Annotated in this window: 10 protein-coding genes; 4 read left to right on the forward strand and 6 right to left on the reverse strand. The window is 72.4% G+C overall.

Annotation, left to right across the window (positions count from 1 at the left end; all coding sequences use genetic code 11):
* Window positions 1-23: 23 nt before the first annotated feature.
* Together J3486_RS06410 and J3486_RS06415 are read right to left on the reverse strand one after the other, a co-directional pair.
* Complete coding sequence (locus J3486_RS06410) at window positions 24-3,422, reverse strand: virulence factor SrfB (protein ID WP_207819059.1); 3,399 nt, start codon at window positions 3,420-3,422, stop codon at window positions 24-26.
* Window positions 3,422-6,016 (reverse strand): dynamin family protein, encoded by a 2,595-nt coding sequence (locus J3486_RS06415; protein WP_207819060.1) that lies wholly within the window; start codon window positions 6,014-6,016, stop codon window positions 3,422-3,424. Before J3486_RS06415 ends, J3486_RS06410 begins: the two co-directional genes overlap by 1 nt.
* A gap of 424 nt (window positions 6,017-6,440) precedes the next feature.
* Between J3486_RS06415 and J3486_RS06420 the strand changes: the two genes are divergently transcribed.
* Window positions 6,441-9,047 carry a TIM-barrel domain-containing protein gene (locus J3486_RS06420; RefSeq protein ID WP_207819061.1) on the forward strand — a complete coding sequence of 869 codons (2,607 nt, stop codon included), beginning with the start codon at window positions 6,441-6,443 and terminating at the stop codon, window positions 9,045-9,047.
* Window positions 9,048-9,102: 55 nt separating this feature from the next.
* On the opposite strand, the gene J3486_RS06425 is transcribed toward J3486_RS06420, so the two are convergent.
* The 3 genes from J3486_RS06425 to J3486_RS06435 all read right to left on the reverse strand — a co-directional run bounded on the left by J3486_RS06425 (window position 9,103) and on the right by J3486_RS06435 (window position 12,060).
* The gene (locus J3486_RS06425) at window positions 9,103-10,740 is read right to left on the reverse strand and encodes a cytochrome bc complex cytochrome b subunit (RefSeq protein ID WP_207819062.1); all 1,638 of its coding nucleotides are present in this window, start codon (window positions 10,738-10,740) and stop codon (window positions 9,103-9,105) included.
* Between the two features lie 79 nt (window positions 10,741-10,819).
* Window positions 10,820-11,353: a DUF6886 family protein gene (locus tag J3486_RS06430; RefSeq protein ID WP_207819063.1), complete on the reverse strand. Its 534-nt coding sequence runs from the start codon at window positions 11,351-11,353 to the stop codon at window positions 10,820-10,822.
* Window positions 11,350-12,060: a FadR/GntR family transcriptional regulator gene (locus tag J3486_RS06435; protein ID WP_207819064.1), complete on the reverse strand. Its 711-nt coding sequence runs from the start codon at window positions 12,058-12,060 to the stop codon at window positions 11,350-11,352. The genes J3486_RS06430 and J3486_RS06435 overlap by 4 nt, the downstream gene beginning before the upstream one ends.
* 159 nt (window positions 12,061-12,219) lie before the next feature.
* On the opposite strand from J3486_RS06435, the gene J3486_RS06440 reads away from it, so the two are divergent.
* From J3486_RS06440 to J3486_RS06450, 3 genes are read left to right on the forward strand one after another with little or no spacing between them, the layout of a single operon-like run.
* A complete protein-coding gene (locus J3486_RS06440; RefSeq protein WP_207819065.1) occupies window positions 12,220-13,455 on the forward strand; it encodes an MFS transporter in 1,236 nt (411 codons plus the stop codon).
* A gap of 42 nt (window positions 13,456-13,497) precedes the next feature.
* Complete coding sequence (locus tag J3486_RS06445; protein WP_207819066.1) at window positions 13,498-14,601, forward strand: PQQ-binding-like beta-propeller repeat protein; 1,104 nt, start codon at window positions 13,498-13,500, stop codon at window positions 14,599-14,601.
* Between the two features lie 59 nt (window positions 14,602-14,660).
* Window positions 14,661-16,127: an MFS transporter gene (locus J3486_RS06450; RefSeq protein ID WP_207819067.1), complete on the forward strand. Its 1,467-nt coding sequence runs from the start codon at window positions 14,661-14,663 to the stop codon at window positions 16,125-16,127.
* A 7-nt stretch (window positions 16,128-16,134) separates the two neighbouring features.
* Here the strand turns inward: J3486_RS06450 and J3486_RS06455 are convergent, their stop codons facing one another.
* Complete coding sequence (locus J3486_RS06455) at window positions 16,135-19,503, reverse strand: SAV_2336 N-terminal domain-related protein (protein WP_207819068.1); 3,369 nt, start codon at window positions 19,501-19,503, stop codon at window positions 16,135-16,137.
* Between the last annotated feature and the right edge of the window lie 7 nt (window positions 19,504-19,510).

A 19,510-nucleotide genomic window follows, 5' to 3' on the forward strand; every position in this document is an offset into this window, starting at 1 on the left:
ACGCAGCGGCGGCCCGGCCGGGTTCACTGGACGCCCGCGAACGGGTCGTCCAGCTCGTCCCGGTTCTTGTCCTGGACGGTCATCCGCTCCCGCAGCACCCGTCCTGGCTCCTCCTGTACGTGGATCAGGTCGCGGGCGGGCCAGAAGGGCAACTCGGCGGCGTGCACGCGGAGTTGTCCCGCCGCGTCGAGCGAGGCGCGGTAGCGGGTGCGCAGGCCGAGCGCCGTGGCAGGCCGCCGCAGCCGGCCGAGGGTGATGGTGTCGGGGCCCTGCTCGCCCTCGACGGCGACGGAGAACTCCCACTCCCCCGAGTGCGCGGGCTCGGGCAGATAGGCGCTGAGCAGTCCGGGCCGGCCGGGTCCGCTCCCGGTGTCGTCGTGGAACGTCTCGTCGAACAGCGCGCCCGCCGTGAACACCGGCGTGCCGTCGCCCGCGTGCGCGGATCCGGCGATGGTCCTGCCCACGTACACCGTCAGCGGCAGCACGTCGGGATGGCGGCCGTCCTTGAGATGCCCCGCCTTGTGCAGGGTCCGCCACACGTCGACGGTGGGCCGGCCGTCGTGCTCCGGCACGATGTGGTGCGGGCGCCCGTACGACAGGTGGCCGAACACGTCGAGGTCGGCGGTGACCTCGAAGAGGATGTCGACGCGGTCGGGCCAGACGGCCGGGTCGAGCATGGCGCCGGGCGGCATGCCGGGCAGCTGGCGGCCGATCTGCGGGCACTTGAACTGGCCCCAGGTGATGTTCCCCTGGTTGCCCTCGCGGACCCGGACGACGCTGACGGACTCGGTGAGCCGTTTCGGCCGCGTGCTGCGCACGGCGAGGACGGGCGCCGCGCCCTCGGTGTGCACGAGGTGGTGGAGTTCCTCGTTGGCGCTGAACAGGGTCAGGTCGCCGACGCCGTGGGTGAGGCCGTGCTCGAAGGCGCAGGGCAGCGCGAAGAACAGGTTGTCGACGTCGACCTGGACGAGGGAGCGGCCCTGTTCCAGGGCGGGGATGGCGCCCTCCGGGGCGAACGCGGTCTGGCGCACGTGCTCGGCCCAGGCCGCGCCGATGGAGGTGGCCGTCTTGGCGTAGGCGTGCTCGACCTCGATGGTCGCCGGGTCCCAGTCGAGGTTCCAGCCGCGGCCGAGCTTGTCGACGAGGATCTCCCTGACCAGCGGCATGGCGCTGGTCTTGCCGGTGAGCACGACCCGGTCGAGGGGTTCGTCGACGGAGCTGACCCGCAGCCGCTGGCGGAGCATGCCGTCGGCCAGGTCGACGACGTTCTCCAGGTGCGGGCGGATCAGCTCGCGGAAGGTGGCGGGGTCGAGCTCGAAGGCGATGTGCCGCTCGGTGTCCGGGCCCAGGCTCGGGTCGCCCCGGCCGAGGCTGCCGAGGATGCCGGAGAGTTCCTGCTCGCCGAAGGCCATGGCCGACGGCGGCTGGCCCGCGGGGGCCGCCGACGCGCCCAGGTGGATCTTGGCCTGGTCGGCGAGTTTCCACAGCTGCTCGAAGTGCCAGCGGCGCTGCTCCCGTTCGGAGGCCGGCCCGTTCTTCCACTGGGTGGGCACGACGGCCTCGGCGAGGCGGCGGGCCGCGGCGCGCAGGGTGTCGTCGTCGGCGTGCACGTCGGTGGGCAGCCGGCCGGCCCGGTACCGGCCGTCGCCGTCGAGGTAGGTGGTCCGCTCCGTCTGCAGCGCCGTGCGGTGGCCCTCGGGAGCGCGGGCGAGGAGCCGGTCCGCGAGGGACGCCTTCAGCCAGTGGAAGACGGTGAGGGTGAGCAGGTCGCCGCCGAGCCGGGTGTGACCGCTGGAGCCGCGCACCTTCGGTATGAGCGTGTAGTGCCGGCCGAGCCGGTCGGCGTCGGGGCGCTCCAGGACGGCGGTCGGCGTGGTGTCCTTCAGGGTGAGGGTGACCAGGGCCATGTCGGTGGTGCCGCCGCCGATGTCGATGATGGCGATGTTCTGCACCCAGGTGCCGAGCCGCTGTTCGCGGGAGCGGGCGCGGAACGCCTCGACGCCGACGTTCAGATCGCCGCCGAAGTCCCGCATGACGAAGAACATGACGGCGGCGATGGCCTCGTCGAAGTGCATCGACACCCGGTTGATCCCGAGCCCGTCGGCGACCAGCGAGAACAGGGTGCGGCGCACGTCAGGGGTGGCCACGGTCGGATAGGTCAGGACGATGTCGTCGAGGGTGCCGGAGCCGATGCTGCCGCCCGCGTGGGCGTGGATGTAGCGGTCGGCCCGGTCGACGAGGTAGCCGAGTCCCGTCCGGATCAGGTCGTCCGAGGTCGGTGGCGTATCGCCCGGCAGCCCCTCCATGGGGCGCGGGTCGCCCAGGCGCAGCTTGAGTCCCCGGTACGCGGCGAGCGGGCGCTGCCCGATGACGCCGGAGAGGGTGGCGGTGTCGCCGCCGGGCGGGGGCAGCCGCTCGGGGTCGCCGAGGCGGACGGTGAGCGGGTCCACGCCCAGCACCTCCAGGCGGCTGGGCACTTCGTGGCTGCCGTCGCCGAGTTCGACCTGGAACAGGCGCATGGGTTCCAGGGGCGGTTCGCTGAACGCGTCGTCGTAGCAGCGGTACAGGCGCCGGGCGAGTTCGTGGCGCAGTGCGTACGAGCAGTCGGGCAGCCGCTGTTCGAGGAGCAGGCAGAGCCGGAACAGGCCGGTGGAGCCGGTCTCGGAGCCGATGCGCGTGGCGAGCGGCTGCGCCTCGGCGCCGGGGGTGGCCGGGTGCGGGGGCTCGCCGAGTTCGGCGGCGGTCAGGGCGAGCACGGACGCCCATTCCCCGGTGACGACCTGGGGGAACGGGGCGCCGAGCACCCGCTGGAGGATGCCGGTGCGCAGCCGCTGCACCTGGGAGGTGGAGAACGGGCGGCTGGTGTGGATCAGGGCGTCGTACAGGGTGACCGTCGAGTTGGAGGTGCCGAAGTCGATGGCGGCGTGCCCCAGGTAGCGGTCGGTGTCGGGCGGCACGGTCGGGGGCGGCGGGGGCGGCATCGCGCGGGCGGGCCGGGCGAAGGCGATGGAGACGGCGGCGTGGGCGCGCAGCCTGAAGTCCTCCACCTCGCGCCCCGTGACCTCGGAGACGACGACGTACTCGACGTCGCACACGAGCCTGACCGGCGCGTCGGGGCTGCCGTCGGGCGGGCTCACGGGCCAGGCCGCCACGTCGACGGGCAGGGCGATGCGCTGCCCGGCGGGGGCCACGGCCCGCCATCCGTCGGCGACCTGGCGCAGCCATTCGGGTCCCGGGCCGTCGCCGGGGCGGGCCGGGTCGGGTTCGGCGCGGCAGGTGAACGACTCGATGCGCACGGCCGTCTCGCCCGGGGTGAGCCGCACGGCGGGCAGCCGGTAGCGCCCTGAGGCGTCGGGCCGCAGCGGCCGCGCCGGCGGGCCGCCCACGGACGCGTCGAGGAGGAACTTCACATCGAGTGCCATCACGCGCCTCCGAGTCGGAACACGTCGCTGAGGCTCGCGCCGGGTGTGGTGCTCAGCAGGCCGGCGGGGCGACGGGCCGGGGATGTGTGCCACGAGTAGACGGACGGCTCCGCCAGGACCCGCACCTGTTCGGCGAAGCCGGCGGTGTCGGGGTGCCGCGCCTCGTCGGCGACGGCGGTGAGCAGTGCTCGGGAGACCTGGCTCGTGCGCACCTCGGCCAGGAATCCGTCGGCCTGGGAGGCCAGTCGGGCGCAGACGGCCCGCTGGGCGTCGGCGAGCCGGGCCAAGCACTCGTGCAGCACCATGGCGGCCATGTCCCTGCGATAGCGGGCGACGATGGTCTGGTGCCGGGCGTAGAGGGCGGCGTTGCTCTCGGGGTGCCAGGGCAGTACCTGTCCGGGGCGCAGGGGGAAGCGGGCCCGCAGCCGCATCTCGCTCGCGTCATCGGGGGCTTCTTCCCGTACGGCCTTCTCGGCGCTGTCGCGCAGCCAGCCGAGGGTGGTGGCCCGCTGGAGCCGGTCCATCAGCAGGTCGTTGTCGGCGGGCGCCGCCGACTTCAGGCGTTCGAAGGCCTCGGGGGTGATGACGCCGCCCAGTTCCCGGGCCGCGGTGACCAGGCGGTGCTGGTAGCCGACGAGCCAGTGCTCCACGGCGGCGAGCAGCCGGGACGCGTTGCGGGACTCGATGTCCCGGCAGGTGTCGCGGAACTCGGCGAACAGGTCGTCGGCGGTCAGCGGCGGCGGCCGGTCGAACGGCAGGCTGCCGGGGTCGACGTGTTCGTCGCGTACGGCGTCCAGGAGGCGTCGCCACGACTCCCAGGCGAACACCCGCTCGGCGGCGTCACCCTCCAACTCGTCGAAGAGCGTGGGACCTTGGGCCTCGTGCGGGTCGCCGGGCAGGTGCAGGCTGCGGGCGTCGAGCAGGTCGGTGGCGCAGCGGGCGACGATCTCCTCCCACACCGAGAGCAGCGCGATGAACCCTTTGCGCACGCCGGCCTCGACACCGGCGTCGGCCCGCGCGGAACCGCCCGGGTGGAACGCGTCGGCCGGTCCTGGACCGCCCGCGCCCAGCGCGCCGTACAGCTCGCGCAGCGCTTCGGCGGCCTGCCGGCGGCGGCCGTCGAGCTGGGCGAGGCGCAGGGCGACGCCGTGCTCGGTGACGTGGTCGAGCAGGGCGCGGCGCAGCCGGCCCAGTCCCCCGTCGGCGGCGAACGCGGTGAGCATGCCGCCGAGCGGGCCGCCGACGTCGTCCCGTTCCAGCCGTTCGCCGATGTCCCGCCACAGTCCCGCGCGGGCCTCGGCGAGCGGGAGTTGGGTGTCGAAGTGGCGGGCGCGCCGGAACTCCGGGCCGAGCCCCGCAAGCAGTCGCGAGGTGGCGAGCGCCCGGATGGCGGAGGTGAGGACGACGCGGTCGGCGCGGCCGGGGGCCACGAGCCGTTCGGCGCCGGCGAGGAGTTCGCGCAGCAGCGGCACCGTGTCGAGGACGGGGTCCCGGGTGAGCGGGCCCGGCTCGTCGGTGAGCGGCTTCAACAGGGCCTGACTCACCGGCAGTTCATGGAAGCGGCTGACGGCGGCGAGCACCGAGTTCTCCAGGCCGTCGGCACGCCGGGCGCCGTGCCACATCCGCACGAGCCGCTCGGGGGTGTCGGTGGCGCCGCCCGTGGTCTTGAGCAGGATGAGCACGGTGTGCACGGAGCGCAGTTCGGCCGCGCACACGTACTGGTCGCGCACGGCGCTGAACGCGCTGTTGAGCCCCGGGAAGTCGAACAGCCGCAGGGCTCCGCCGGGGAAGTCGGTGAGGTCCCAGACGGCGCGGTCGACCTCGACGTGACGCACGACGCGACGGACCAACGGCATCGTGGCGCGCAGCAGCTCCATGTCCATCGCGCCGCCCTGGGTGCGCGGATCGACGGCGGCGCCGCCTTCGGGTCCAGGCAGCACGACGGCGGCCCCGGCGAGCCGGTCGTCCAGCTCGAAGCGGGCGCCGAGCAACCGCCGCCCGCTGCGCGCGGCACGCGCCAACGCCTGCTCGACCAGACGGAGTTCGCCGAGGGTCCCGGCGAGCTGCCGGGCCAGTTCGCCGCCGAGATGCACGTCGCGGAAGGCGACGAGCTCGGCACAGTCGGGGCTGTCCAGGCGGATGCGGCGCAGTGTGTCGAGGAGGTGCTGATCGAGGCCGGCCTGCGCGGCGTGCGCGCCGAGCTCGTCGCGCAGATGGCGCAGGTACTCGGCGGCCTGCTCCTCGGTGAAGTACTCGACGTGCACGGCCTTCTGGCGCGAGCCCTGGTCCGCCGGGGCGGGCCCGGCGTGCACCACGGTCACGTTGCCGGTGACGGCCTCGTCGCCGACCGGCAGCAGTTCGGGGAGTCCCAGCAGGGTGCCCAGAAGCAGCGACTTCCCGGCGCTCAACTCGCCGACGAGCCCGACCCCGAAGGGCTCACCGGCGCTCTCGCGGGCGGCCCTCAACGCGTCCCGGGCCCGCACGAGCGCGGCGCGCGCGGCGGGTTCGGTGAAGGACGCCGGCGGGCGTTCCTCGATCAGGGCGAGCAGATCGCTCGCGTCGGTCACATGCCGCGCCAGATCCTCGGCGGTCATACGTTCCCCCTCCCGCCTCACCCCCAACTCCCTTGCTCCGCAAGCCTGTTGGGGTCCCCGTATGCGGGGAGTCCACCGTAGGGCCCGGCCTCGATCCCGGACAGCGACTTGCGCAAAGAATCACCGGTCGGGGTCGCCGCAGAGGAGGGCGAGGCCCAAGGGCCGGGTGGGAGGACGCCGAGACCGCGAGGACGGCCCGACCCACGAGCGGACGGGCGTCGAATCCGCCGAGCTTCCAGGGGCGTTGACAGACTTCGGTCCTCACGGGCATCTTCATGCTCGAAGTTGCACGAAATCCCGAATGTTCAAGCACAAGCAAACATCAACGCGATCGAGATGCCGGGCCGGTCGAACGGCCCTGCGAGAGCGGAGAAGCACCGTGCACACTGAGCGCAGGCGATGGCAACGACGACGGGGCAGAGCGATGTTGGGCGGCTGCGGCGCGCTCGCACTGCTCGGGGCGGGCCTGCTGGTCGCCCCCGCGCAGCAGGCCGGGGCCGCCACTCCCGGCTCGGGCACCCTCGACACCGGACACCAGAGCGTCACCTGGCAGAGCCCCACCTACGCGGCGGGCACGGTCGGCGACCCGAAGCAGTGTCCGTCGGCGGCCGACGACCCCGACGGGAAGACGTGCGACCGTTTCGACCTGACGGTGTCGGTCCCCGACGGGTACTGGGCCGACAACCCCGAGGGCGGGGTGCCGATCTCGATCGAGTGGGCCAAGCAGCCCACCGACGACTTCGACCTGTACATCTACGACGACGCGGGCAAGCAGGTGGCCTCCAGTGCGGGCACCGCCGACCCCGAGGCGACCGTCATCCCGAAGGCGAACGGCACGTACCACGTGGTCGTCGTGCCGTACGACGTGCACGACAACTCCTTCGTCGGCAAGGCGTATCTGCCGCAGACCACGGACGCCGGGAACCTCACCTCCTTCCAGGGGAAGGACGGCAGCTACGAGATCGCCGCGGGCGACCTCAAGGCGAAGGCCGACTTCCTGAAGGGGGGTCAACTCCGGCTGCAGGCCGATCCGTCGGGCTCGTTCAGCGACCCTGCGGGGTCACAGATCGTGCGGGAGCAGCCCGCCGTCGACCCGCGCACGACGTCCTTCGACGCGGGCACGTACTACGGCATCCGGTCCTCGTCGGCCGTGCTGCGCGTCTACAAGAAGCCGCTGCGCTTCGGCCTCTACCAGGCCGACAACAGGACCCGCATCTGGCAGGAGGACAAGCCGCTGCGCTGGTCCACCGGCGGAATGCGACAGAGCCTGGAGCGCGGCGCCGACGAACAGTTCTTCGGCGGCGGTGAGCAGAACGGCAGCTTCTCGCACCGCGGCCAGACGATGTACGTCGCCAACAACACCAACTGGAACGAGGGCGGCTACCCCAACTCCCAGCCCTTCTACCTCTCTTCGTCCGGTTACGGCGTCTACCGCAACACGTTCGCGCCGGGCGTCTACGACTTCGGCTCCTCGGTCCACACCGGCCAGCAGGAGCGCCGCCTGGACGCGTACTACTTCATCGGTGACGCCAAACAGGTCATCGGCAAGTACACGTCACTGGTCGGCAAGCCGTTCATGCCGCCGGTCTACGGTCTGGAGCCCGGCGACGCGGACTGCTATCTGCACAACGCGAACCAGGGCGAGCGCCACACCCTCGACTCCCTGAAGGTCGCCGACGGATACGTGGCCAACGAGATGCCGCTCGGCTGGATGCTGGTCAACGACGGCTACGGCTGCGGCTACGAGAACCTCGCCGAGACCGCAAAGGGCCTCCAGGACCGCGGCGCCCAGCTCGGGCTGTGGACGCAGGACGGCATCGACAAGCTCGCCGACCAGGTGAAGGCGGGCCAGCGGGTCGCCAAGCTGGACGTCGCCTGGGTCGGCAACGGCTACGGAATGGCGCTCGACGCCTGCGACAAGGCGAAGGCCGGTATCGAGGACAACAGCGACGCCCGTGGCTTCGTGTGGATGCCGGTGTCCTGGGCGGGCGCGCAGCGCTGCTCGGTGCTCTGGTCCGGCGACCAGAAGCTGTCGTGGGACTACGTGCGCTGGCAGATCCCGACGTACGCGGGCGCGACCATGTCCGGCATCGCGTACAACACGGGTGACATCGGCTCGATCTACTCGCACGACGCGAAGATGTACGCGCGTGATCTGCAGGCCAAGACGTTCCTGCCGGCCGTCATGACGATGGACGGCTGGGCCCGCGACATCACCACCGGCCAGAAGATCAACCAGCAGCCGTGGGTGGACGGCGAGCCGTACACGTCGATCAACCGCAAGTACCTGCAGCTGCGCGAGCGGCTGCTGCCGTACCTGTACACGCTGGCCAAGCAGGCGTCCGACACCGGCGTCGGCGGCGTACGCCCGCTGTGGCTGGAGTACCCGAAGGACGCCAACACCCTGGGTGCGCAGGCCAAGTACGAGTACCTGGCGGGCGACGACTTCCTGGTGGCGCCGGTCTACCAGGACACGGACACCCGCGACGGCATCTATCTGCCGAAGGGCGAGTGGACGGACTACTGGACCGGGAAGACGTACCACGGTCCGACGACGATCGACGGCTACCACGCGCCGATCGACACGCTCCCGCTGTTCGTGAAGTCGGGCGCGATCGTGCCGATGTGGCCGAAGGGCACCACGTCGTGGAAGACCCGCGACAAGGGGCAGCTCGGCTATGACGTCTACGCCTCCGAGGGCGGCCACAGCGCGTACACGCTCTACGAGGACGACGGGGTGACCCGCGACTTCACGAAGGGCGCGTCGGCGACGCAGCGCGTGACGGTGGACACCGACAAGCACGGCTCGGTCGTCAACGTCGGCGCCAGCAGGGGCAGTTATCAGGGGAAGGCGTCCGCCCGCGCCTACACCTTCACCGTGCACGGTCTGGCCGCGCCGTCCCGGGTGACGGTGGACGGGCACCGGCTCGCGGCGGACGACTGGTCGTACGACGCACAGACGGGCATCACGACGGTGAAGACCGCTTCGCTGTCGACGGATCGTGCCTTCACGGTCCGGCTGAGCTCCTAGTGGAGCGGGGCGGTGCCGCTCGACGGCACCGCCCTCACCGGTTCAGCGGCGGGTCTCAGTCGACGCGCTCCGACTCGTGCCACCCGGCGTGCAGCGCCTGGTACTCCTCCGGCGTCGCCTTCGGTACATACGTCCCCGGGCCGAACATCGCCTTGGCGAGGCGGGCCCGCATCCGCTGGCGCACGGTGAAGTGCCGTGCCACACCGTTCTCGTCGACCTTCGGGCCCAACTCGTAGGCAGCGGGCTGCTCATGGGAGTTGAGCGTGTACAGCTCGGCCTTCGTGAGCGGTTCGTGGACCTCGATGTACTCGCCGTGGGGCAGCCGCTTGATGATGCCGGACTCGCGGCCGTGCAGTGATTTCTCGCGGTCGCGCCGCTGCAGTCCGTTGCAGATCCGTTTGGTGATGACGTAGGCGAGTGCCGGCACGACGAACACCCCGATCCGCACGGTCCAGGTGATGACGTTGATGGAGAGGTGGAAGCGGGTCGCGACGATGTCGTTGCCGCCGCCGATGAGCAGCACCGCGTACAGGGCCAGCCAGGAGACACCGAGTCCGGTGCGCACCGGGTTGTTGCGCGGGCGCTGCGCGACATGGTGCTCCCGTTTGTCCCCGGTGATCCACGCCTCGGCGAAGGGATAGATCAGCATCAGGGAGAGGATCAGCGGGAAGAGCGTGAAGGGGATGAAGACGCCCAGTGCCAGCGTGTGGCCCCAGGCGTTGATCTCCCATCCCGGCATCACCCGGATCAGGCCCTCGGAGAAGCCGAGGTACCAGTCGGGTTGCGCGCCGGTCGTCACCAGATCGGTGCGGTAGGGGCCGAAGGCCCAGACGGGGTTGATGGTCGCGACCGCCGCCAGCACGGTCAGCACTCCGAAGACGAGGAAGAAGAAGCCGCCGGCCTTCGCCATGTAGATCGGCATGAAGGGGGCGCCGACGACGCGGCTCTCGTCCCGTCCCGGGCCCGCGAACTGGGTGTGCTTGTGGTAGAAGACCAGGATCAGATGGACCGTGACGAGCGCCAGCATGATCCCGGGCAGCAGCAGGATGTGGATCGGGTAGAGCCGGGCGATGAAGTCGTCCCCCGGGAATTCGCCGCCGAACAGGAACATCGACAGGTACGTACCCACGATCGGCACCGACAGGATGGCGCCCTGCGCGAACTTCAGTCCGGTGCCGGAGAGCAGGTCGTCGGGGAGCGAGTAGCCGGTGAGGCCGGTCATGATGCCCAGGAACAACAGGGTCCAGCCGAAGACCCAGTTGAGCTCGCGCGGCTTGCGGAAGGCGCCGGTGAAGAACACCCGCATCATGTGCACGAGCATGCCGGCGACGAAGACGAGCGCCGCCCAGTGGTGGATCTGCCGGATCAGCAGTCCGCCGCGCACCTCCATGCTGATGTGGAGCGTGGACGCGTACGCCTGGGAGACGATGATGCCCTTGAGCGGCGTGTACGAGCCGTTGTAGACCACCTCGGCGGCGGTCGGCTTGAAGAAGAGGGTCAGATAGGTGCCGGTGAGGATCAGGATGATGAAGCTGTAGAGGCAGATCTCGCCCAGCATGAACGTGGGATGGTCCGGAAACACCTTCCGCATCTGGGACTTGGCCAGCGCGTAGATCCCGAGCCGGCCGTCCGCCCAGTCCGCGAGACGTTCGCCGCCCTTGGCGGGCTCCCGTCGCGCGCTGCTCTCGCTCATACGACTCCCCCCTCAAGGCCATTGAGGCACAGCCAGAGTAGAGCCGGGCAGGGCGCCTTCGACAGGGGCGGACGAGAGGTCAGCGCGGGGTGGCGTTGCGCAGCCTGATGCCGCTGAAACCCAGGGTGCTGGTGGTGACCGCGTCCCAGAATGTCCAGAGCGTGTTGACGAACCTCAGCTGGATGTCGGCCTGTTGATGGAGCGTCAGCAGATCGCCGACCGGCTCGGCGGGCCCGAGCGGCACGACGGCATCGGTGGCGACCCAGGCGTGCGGCACGGGCTCGCCGAAGGGGGTGAAGCGGTCGGCGGGCAGCCGGTAGGCGTAGAGCCGTACGTTCATGAACCGCTCGGCCCAGCTGTACTCGATGACGTGGACCCGCTCCTCGGGCGCCGCCCCGAAGACCGCGCGCCGGTCGGCGTCCGTGGTGCCGTCGGCGACCCAGGCCATGGCGCGGGGGCACTGCCGCGGGAACCAGTAGGCGGGCGCCTGCACGGCATCGACGGCCCAGACGTACGGATCGGGCCGGCTCGCGGTGGCGGCGACGTGCGGGACGAACTCACGGATCGCGGGATCCTCGGAGAAGTGCAGCACCTCGCCGGGTTCGGGCCTCACGCGCCGTCCTCCTTCATCCGCTCCATGGCGTCCTCCACGGTCCGGGTGTGCGCCCAGGCCGCCTTGGTCGCCGCTTCCGGGTCACGGCGGGCGATGGCGTCGGCCAGGTCCTCGTGGGCACAGGCGCCGGGCAGCTCAGGGGCCCAGCTTGGGCGCAGCGAGGCGATGCTGTCGCGCACCGACTCGATGAGGGACTCGTACAGCTCGGCCATCAGCGGATTGCCGCTCGCGGCGACGATCGCCCGGTGGAACTCCAGGTCCCGGTCGACGTAGGCGACGGGGTCGCCGCTCTCGTCGGCGCGCCGCCGGGCGAGGAACGCGGACAGGATCCGGGCCAGGTCGTCCTCGCCGCGGTGCACGGCGGCCGCGGGGGCCGCCTCCCGCTCGATGGCCAGGCGGACCTGGAGGATGTGCTTCAACTCGGCTCGACGCAGACGGCGTTGGAGCGCCGCGTTCAGGTCGCTGGCCGCGCGGACGTACGTACCGTCGCCGCGCCGGGCCTCCAGCAGCCCGGTGTGGCACAGCGCCCGGACCGCCTCGCGCACGGTGTTGCGCCCGACGCCCAGCGCCTCGACGAGCTGCCCCTCGGCCGGGATCCGGTCGCCCACGGCCCACTCGCCGCTCTCGATGGCCCGCTCGATGCGCCCGATGGTCCGCTGGACCAGGGTGGCTCCTGCCCCGTTGGTCGGTGGTGCTGCTCCGGGCACGGTGACGGCCTCTCTCTCATCGGTCGCACGGACGGATCCAGGCGAGCTTGCCACAGCCAAATATCCCATATCTCGCGCAGTCGTTTCGCCTGAGTTCTTGAGATTTGAGCCATTTAATAGCCCGCCTCCTGCGAAACATGGGATGTTACGTTGGTGCGCATGCCCCAGACTGCCGATCACTCACGCGCCACCACCTCCGCGCCCCGGGCCACCGGGAACCCCGTGCCCGCCGTCGGCGGTCTGCTCGCCGCCGGCATTCTGCTGATCGCCATGAACCTGCGTCCCGGTGTCGTCTCGGTCTCCCCCGAGCTGGACGCGATCCGCGCGTCGACCGGCCTGAGCGGCTCACGGGCGGGCCTGCTCACCACGCTGCCGATCCTCTGCTTCGGTCTGCTGGCGCCGTTCGCCGCGAAGCTGTCGCGCCGGATCGGTATAACGCGGGCGCTCGGCGCGATGATGGCGCTGCTCACCACGGGCATCGCGCTGCGCCTCGCGCCCGGACTGCCCGCCCTGTTCGCCGGGACCGCGCTGATCGGCGCCGCGATCTCACTCTCCAACGTGCTGGTGCCGAGCGTCATCAAGCGCCACTTCCAGCACCGCACCGGACTGATGATGGGCCTCTACTCGGTGGCCCTGTTCTGCGGCGCGGCGCTTGCCGCCGGAGTCACGGTGCCGCTGGGCGACGCGCTCGGGCTCGGCTGGCGCGGCGCGATCGGCGTCTGGGCCGTGCTCTCCGCCCTCGCCCTGGCCCTGTGGGTGCCGCAGCTGCGCCGCCCGGACACCCCGCCCGCGACGGCGGACACCGACGACGGCTCCCGCACCCCGCTGCGCCGCTCCCCGCTGGCCTGGCAGATCACGCTGCTCATGGGGTTGCAGTCGCTCCAGTACTACGCCTGCGCCGCCTGGATCCCCGCGATGCTGACGAGCGAGGGCATGTCCACCACGGAGGCGGGCTGGATGCTGTCACTGATGAGCCTCGTCGGCATCGTCGGCTCGCTCACCTTCACCGTGTTCGTGGGCCGCTTCCGCAACCAGGTCGCCTTCTCCGTCACCGGCACGCTCCTCGTCCTCGGCTCGCTCGTCGGCCTGATCGTGGCCCCGGTCGGCGGCGCCTACGCCTGGATGCTGATGCTCGGCTTCGGCGCGGGACTGCTCATCAGCACCGCCCTCGCGGTGATCGTGCTGCGCTCCCCCGACGCAGCGCGCGCCGCGGAGATGTCCGGCATGGCGCAAGGCGTCGGCTATCTCCTCGCCGCGGCGGGCCCGTTCCTGCTCGGCGCCCTGCACGACGCGACGGGCGACTGGACGGTGCCGCTGGCGCTGCTCGCGGTGCTGTGCGTGCCGATGGGGATCGCGGGCGTGGGAGCGGGCCGCGTGCGCAGGCTCGACGCGTGAGGCGCTGACCGCCTGCCGCCGGGCGCCGACGCTCAGGGCTGCGTGGTGCACGGCGACGACCCGTACCGCGTCGACGGCAAGCGCGCGGTCGCCCGCGTCGACGCCGCCGACGGCTCCGTGGCCTGGCGGACCGGGATCGCGCAGGACGTGATCCGGCCGCTCGGTGACACCGCCCGCACGGTGGTCACCATGGAGAAGTCGACGGCGGGCGGATACGTCGTCGTGGGCCGCGCCCTGTCCGACGGCCAGCCGGTGTGGCAGCACGCGATGGCGAGCGGCCGGCGGTTCGCGGCGATGAGCGGCGGCACCGTCTTCGCCGTGCTCCCCGGCGACCGGCGGATCGTGGCGCTGCGGGCGACGGAAGGCGAGGAGCCGTGGCGGGCCCCCGACCCGGCCGGCTTCATCTGCGATCTGTACGCGTACGGCGGTACGCTGTTCGGCGCGTGCGAGGCGGCCGGGGTGAGCGACACGAACGACGCCCCGCACAGGCTCACGCAGTTCCGGCCCTCGAACGGCGCGGTGCGGTGGCTCGCCACGACGCCGTACGAGATCGAGCCGATCGGCCTGGCCGACGGCGACTTCGTCGCGCTCGGCTGCGACAGCGGCCATCTCGACAAGGAGGAGAGGGGCTCGTACACGACGCTCGCCCGGATCGACGCGACGAGCCGTTCGCTGCGCACCACGCCCATCACCGGCATCGACCTGACCGTCCGCGCCGGCGCCCGTCTCGTCGACGGGGTCGTCTGCTTCACCCGCTCGCAGGGGCAGACCGACGCCGTCGACGCGCACTCGGGCCGCCCTCTGTGGTCCCGCCCGAAGGGTGTGAAGAGCCACGGTGTCGCGGCCGCCCCGGTGGTGAACTCCCGCCGCGACGACGCCTACTTCGTCACCTCCGAGGACCGGCTGACCGCCCTCGCCCCGCGCACCGGACGCGTCAAGCGGCGCGGCCCCGACCGTCCGGTGCCCGCCGCGGCCCGGCGGCACGGGAGCACCGCCGTCGCTCGCGCCGGTCGACGACGCGCTGGTGGTGGCCGCGCACGGGCGGCTGCTGTCCGTGTCACCGGCCGCGGCGTCGGCGACGCCGCGCACCGCCTCCTGAGCAGCGCCATTACGCACAGGAAATTCAGAAGTCAACCATTGACCTGACGGTCTGCCGCTGCGATCTTGGCAAGCGCTTTCTCACCGCCCAGCGTCAAGGGGGACGCATGTCGGATTCCGCCGGAACGGCCGATACCACCACAGCACCACCCGCCAGGAGCGGTGCGCTCTTCTCCGGGCACTACACGCACCTGTGGGGCTTTCTGCTCGCGGGCTGGCTGATCAGCTACGCGGACCGCACGGTCACCGGACCCGTGGTCGCCTGGATGATCGAGAACAAGGCCGGTTTCATCGGGGACGCCTCGAACCCGGCGACGCTCGGCGGCCTCATCGGCTCGATGTTCTTCACCGGGTACATGCTCACGCAGTACGCGGGCGGGCGGCTCGGCGACCGGTACGGGCACCGCGAGATGCTCGTCGTGTCACTGCTGTGGGCGGGCCTGCTGACCCTGGTGTCGGGTCTGACGGGCGGCCTGGTCGGGTTCGTCGTCGCGCGTGTGCTCACCGGTCTCGGCGAGGGCGTCTTCTACTCCAACGACCGCGTCCTGGTCATCCATCACACCCCGGCGGCCCGCCGCACGATCGGCCTCGGCGTCGTCCTGTCGGGCCTCTCGATCGGTCTGACGGTCGGCATCGTCGCCACCCCGCACCTCATCGACTGGGGCGGCTCCTGGGGCCTGGGCGACCGAGCCTGGTCCATGCCGCTGTACGTCTTCGGTATCGTCTCGCTGCTCGTGGCGGCGGCCACCTGGCGCTTCTTCCGGGGCCGCGGTGACCAGCCCCTGCGGCTCGGCCCGCCCGCGCTGCGCCTGATCGGCTACTCGGTCCCGGCGGCCGTCGCGATCGTCGCGCTGTTCGTGCTGGCCGACGAGTTCGGCTGGCCGGACTGGCTGACGGCGATCGGCTCCGGCGTGCTGTTCGTGATCATGGTGACGATCGTCATCCGGGGCATCGTGCGCACCGGACGCTCGACCCGACTCCTCAACCGCAACGTGTGGTTGGTGTACATCAGCTTCATCGCGGTGATGTGGAACCTCTGGTTCTTCTCCTTCTGGTCGGTGCAGATCGTCGCCGAGACCGCGCACAGCAGCCTGGGCGCCGCGGCCCTGACGGCGGCGTTCAACGCGGGCGCCGGCATCATCGGCTTCCCCGTCGGCGGCTGGATCGCGGACCGCAGGGTGCGCGCGGGCAAGGGCCGCAAGCCGCTCGCGGTGATCTGCGCCGCGGTGCACACGGTGCTCGCCGTCGCGTTCGGCGCGAGCCTGGTCGCCGGTGATCCCTCGCTGTTGCTGCTCGGCCTGATCCTGTTCAGCTCGGGCCTGTTCTTCAACGCGCTGCAGCCCATCGTGCACAGCCTCCTCGGCGACCTGGCGCCCGAACAGGACCGCGGTTCGCTCTTCGGCCTGTTCAACCTGATCGCCGAGATCGGCGCCGTGGCCAGCCCGGTGGTCAGCGGCGTGCTGCGCGACGCGACGGGCAGCTGGGCGCCCGGCGTCTTCACGGCCGCCGGCGTGATGGCCGTGTCGGTCGTGCTGTACGCGCTGGTGAAGGAGCGGATACCCGGGGTCGACTGACCGCCGCTCACGCCCCGGCCGGGGCGAGCAGCCGCGCCGCCGCCTCCGCGAACGCCCGTACGGTACGCGGCCGCAGCCGCCCCAGGCCGGGGAACCCCGGGTCGATGAAGGACGGGTCGAACGGCACCGGGATCAACTGCCGGGCCGGGACCCCGAGTTGCTGGGCGAAGACCGCCAGGTCCAGGTCCGAGTACGAGGCCCCGAACCCGGCGACCAGCACGAGCGCCTCATCGGCCAGTGCCGCGTACCCGCGTGACCTCAACTGCGCCAGGGGTCCGGCGCCCGGCATCACGGCCGCCTGGCCGAACATGGCGCACACCACGAGCGAGTCGGTCACGTCGAGGACGGGGTCGGCCCGGTCCCCCAGGCGCTGGGAGCCCCAGTCGGTGAGCACCGCCGAGTAGTGCGGTGCCGCGGCGCCGACGAGCCGCGTGTACTCCTGCGTGTGCGTGGTGCTCGCGGTGAAGTGGCCGACGCGGTGGGCGACCACCTCAAGGCCGGTGGACAGCCGGGTGGTGAGGGCGCTCACCGCGTCGTAGGAGGCGCCCTGCGGCAGCGACGCGACATCGCGGAACGTCGCGGGGTTGCGGCCGCCCGGCAGATATCGGGCGAGGCCGCCCCGCTCCGGGGCGCCGTCGAGGGCGAGCACCGGGCGGCCGCGGACCGCCGCGATCAGCGAGCCGAGCGTGACGGTCGCCGTGGAACGGCCGCTGTACGCCTGCGCTCCGACGAGGGTGATGCGCGGCCCGTGGCCGAGCGGGATACGCAGGGCGTCGACGAGCCGCTCGTCCCTGGGGCCGCCGAACCCGCGCCAGAAGTTCCGCAGCCGCGGCCCGCGCGGCCGGTCGTCGGTGCCGCTCCGGGGCACGCTCGCGGGTTCCGGTTCCTCCAGCGGGACCCGCACCGGGGGCAGGTCGGCGTGGACGGCGGAGTCGCTGTCGCCCAGCGTGAGATAGCGGGCCAGCAGATCGGCGACGTCGCCCGCGCTGGGCCGCGCCTCCAGGTTCTCGTCGAGGCAGCTCTCGATGACCCGGCGCAGCGGGTCCCAGGTGCCGCCCCGCCACAGCTCCATCTCGCTGGACAGGCCCGTCCTGCCGCGCAGCGGTCGGCTGCCGATGAGCTGGAGGAGTTCACCGAGTGCGCGGATGTTGTCGGCGGGCCGCGGCGGCCGGCCGGGACCGTGGTGGTCGCCGTCGATGACGCAGTCCGACAGGTCGCACAGGACCACCGAGCGGCGGCGCACCAGCACGCTCTCCGCGGTCAGCCGCTCGGGGACCAGGCCGTTGAGGTGGCAGATGCTGAGCGCGCTGGCCAGCCCGTGGCTTACCGCGAGCCCCTGCAACACGTCGAAGGCCGGGTGCCCGTCGTCCAGGGAGCGGGTGAACACCTCGCTCAGGCGCGGCGGTTGGGCGTTGGGCGCGTCGCCGTCGGACAGCAGTTCCATGGCCAGCCACGGCCGCCCCTCGTCCTGCCCGGTGCCGATCAGCCGCGGCGCGTGCCGTCCGGCGAGCCGGCGCAGCGCCTCCGCCTCGACGTACAGCAGCCGGTCGGCGTCCGGCGGCGAGTCGGGGCGCGGGGTGCGCACGACGAGGTGGCCGCCGTCGTCGTCGCGGGCGAGGTAGGCGATGGTGCGCCGACCGCGGCGGCGGCTGAGGAGCTCGTACGGGCCGAGCCGCGCGGGGTCGTCACCGGTCAGCGCCGACCAGTCGTCGGTGAGGTCGGTGGCGGGCGCGAGCGGCGCCCCGCCCCCGCCGTCGGCGGACCGGCGGACGCCCACGCCGAAGCGCCGCAGCAGCCGCTGTTCCACGGTGCTGAACGCGCGGTGCGCGGAAGGGATCACGGCGCTGCCGTCGGGCTGGGCGAGCCAGGCGGGGAAGTCGGCGCTGCGGCCCGCGAGTTGTTCGAGCTGGCGGCCGATGCGCCGCCCGGTCCTGAGGAGTTCGGCGTGCGGCACCGAGTCGAGCAGGGCCTGGCGCGCCTCGTCGGTGAACTCGAAGACGCGGTGTTTGGGCAGCGGGTCGGGCACGGGTGCGGGGTGCGGCCGCACCAGGCCGCCGAGGAACACCTCGGCCAGGTGCGAGGTCCTGGCCTGCCACGGCACCGCCTGCTGGACGAGGTGCATGACGGGGACGGAGACGGGGGCGACGGCCGCGAGATGGGCGGCGAGCCGGTAGGCCTCCGGGGTCGCCGAGTCGCGGAAGTACTGGACGCTCTCCCGGTCGCGCGCGGGGACCGGGTGCGCACCGCTGCCGGGCGGCGAGAGCAGCGGCAGCTCGACGGTGGTGCCGGGCGAGGCGATGAGCGCGGCCCAGTCGGCGAGCGACTCGGCGGTGGGTTCGAGGACGGGCACCGGCACCTCGTCGAACGTGACGAGGTCGCGGGGCAGGATCTGGTCGGTGACGACCCAGGAGGTGTTGGCGCCGCCCGTCCGCCGGGTGGTGGCCTGCCAGCGTTCGGCGCGGATCCCGGACGACTCCCACAGCGGCGGCGGCAGCGTGTGCAGCAGCGCGACGGGGCCGCGCCGCGCCCAGGTGGCGAGGGTGCGGTGCAGGGCGCCGCTGCGCCAGGCGGCGCCCATGCCGTCGCTGACGGCGAGGACGAGGGTGCGTCCCGACAGGTCGAGCAGCGAGGCGGGCGACACGGTGGGGCTGCGCCGGGCGAACGGTTTGGTGTGCAGCCGGGGCGCGGTGGCCGACCGGCTGTCCAGGCCCAGTACGCGCACGGAGGCGAAGGCACCCAGCCGCAGCATCAGCGTCTTCAGTTCGGCGGCGACCTTGTGCCACAGCAGCATGGAGATGCCGTCGTCGACGACGAGGACGAGGCTGAGCCAGCGTTCGCGCGCGGGCCGCAGCACGACGTCGGGCAGCAGGGTCTCGGCGAGCGCGGCGGCGGTGCCGGCCTCGTCGACCTCCATGCGGTGTCGGCTCGGGTGGCGGCGGCGCAGCGGGCGCAGGGCGCGGCCCATGGCGAGTTCGTCGAGGAAGGCGCCACTCTCCGGGACGCCCACGGGGCGGGCCCTGCGCTGCTCGTCGATGCGGCCGGCCGGGACGGTGTCGCGGCGCGGCGGAAGCAGGTCGGGGGTGGGCAACGGCCGTGCGGCGCCGAACAGTTCACGCTCGGCGGGCGCGGCGGCGGGTGCGGCCCGGGAGCTCTCGGGCGGCTTCGCCCTGACGGGCTCCGGCGGCCCGTCGGCCCGGTCCGGCGCGTCCGGGGACGTGGGGGTCGCGTACCGGCGCAGCGGGGCGTTCTCGGGCGACAGGCGTCCGGCGAGCCAGAGCACGTCGAGCGCCTGCTGCACATCGAGGTCGACCCCGGCGGCGGAGAGCACGCGCAGGGCCGCGGCCAGCCGCTCGCCGGGTACGGGATCCTCGGTCATCACGCCA

This window comes from Streptomyces sp. VRA16 Mangrove soil (genome assembly GCF_017377775.1).
Taxonomy (GTDB): Bacteria; Actinomycetota; Actinomycetes; order Streptomycetales; family Streptomycetaceae; genus Streptomyces.

Bases quoted from the DNA above. Each gene is read 5' to 3' on its own strand.
- J3486_RS06420 (WP_207819061.1), top strand. From the start codon at position 6,441: ATGTTGGGCGGCTGCGGCGCGCTCGCACTGCTCGGGGCGGGCCTGCTG.
- J3486_RS06415 (WP_207819060.1), bottom strand. From the start codon at position 6,016: ATGACCGCCGAGGATCTGGCGCGGCATGTGACCGACGCGAGCGATCTG.
- J3486_RS06450 (WP_207819067.1), top strand. From the start codon at position 14,661: ATGTCGGATTCCGCCGGAACGGCCGATACCACCACAGCACCACCCGCC.
- J3486_RS06425 (WP_207819062.1), bottom strand. From the start codon at position 10,740: ATGAGCGAGAGCAGCGCGCGACGGGAGCCCGCCAAGGGCGGCGAACGT.
- J3486_RS06410 (WP_207819059.1), bottom strand. From the start codon at position 3,422: ATGGCACTCGATGTGAAGTTCCTCCTCGACGCGTCCGTGGGCGGCCCG.
- J3486_RS06440 (WP_207819065.1), top strand. From the start codon at position 12,220: ATGCCCCAGACTGCCGATCACTCACGCGCCACCACCTCCGCGCCCCGG.
- J3486_RS06455 (WP_207819068.1), bottom strand. From the start codon at position 19,503: ATGACCGAGGATCCCGTACCCGGCGAGCGGCTGGCCGCGGCCCTGCGC.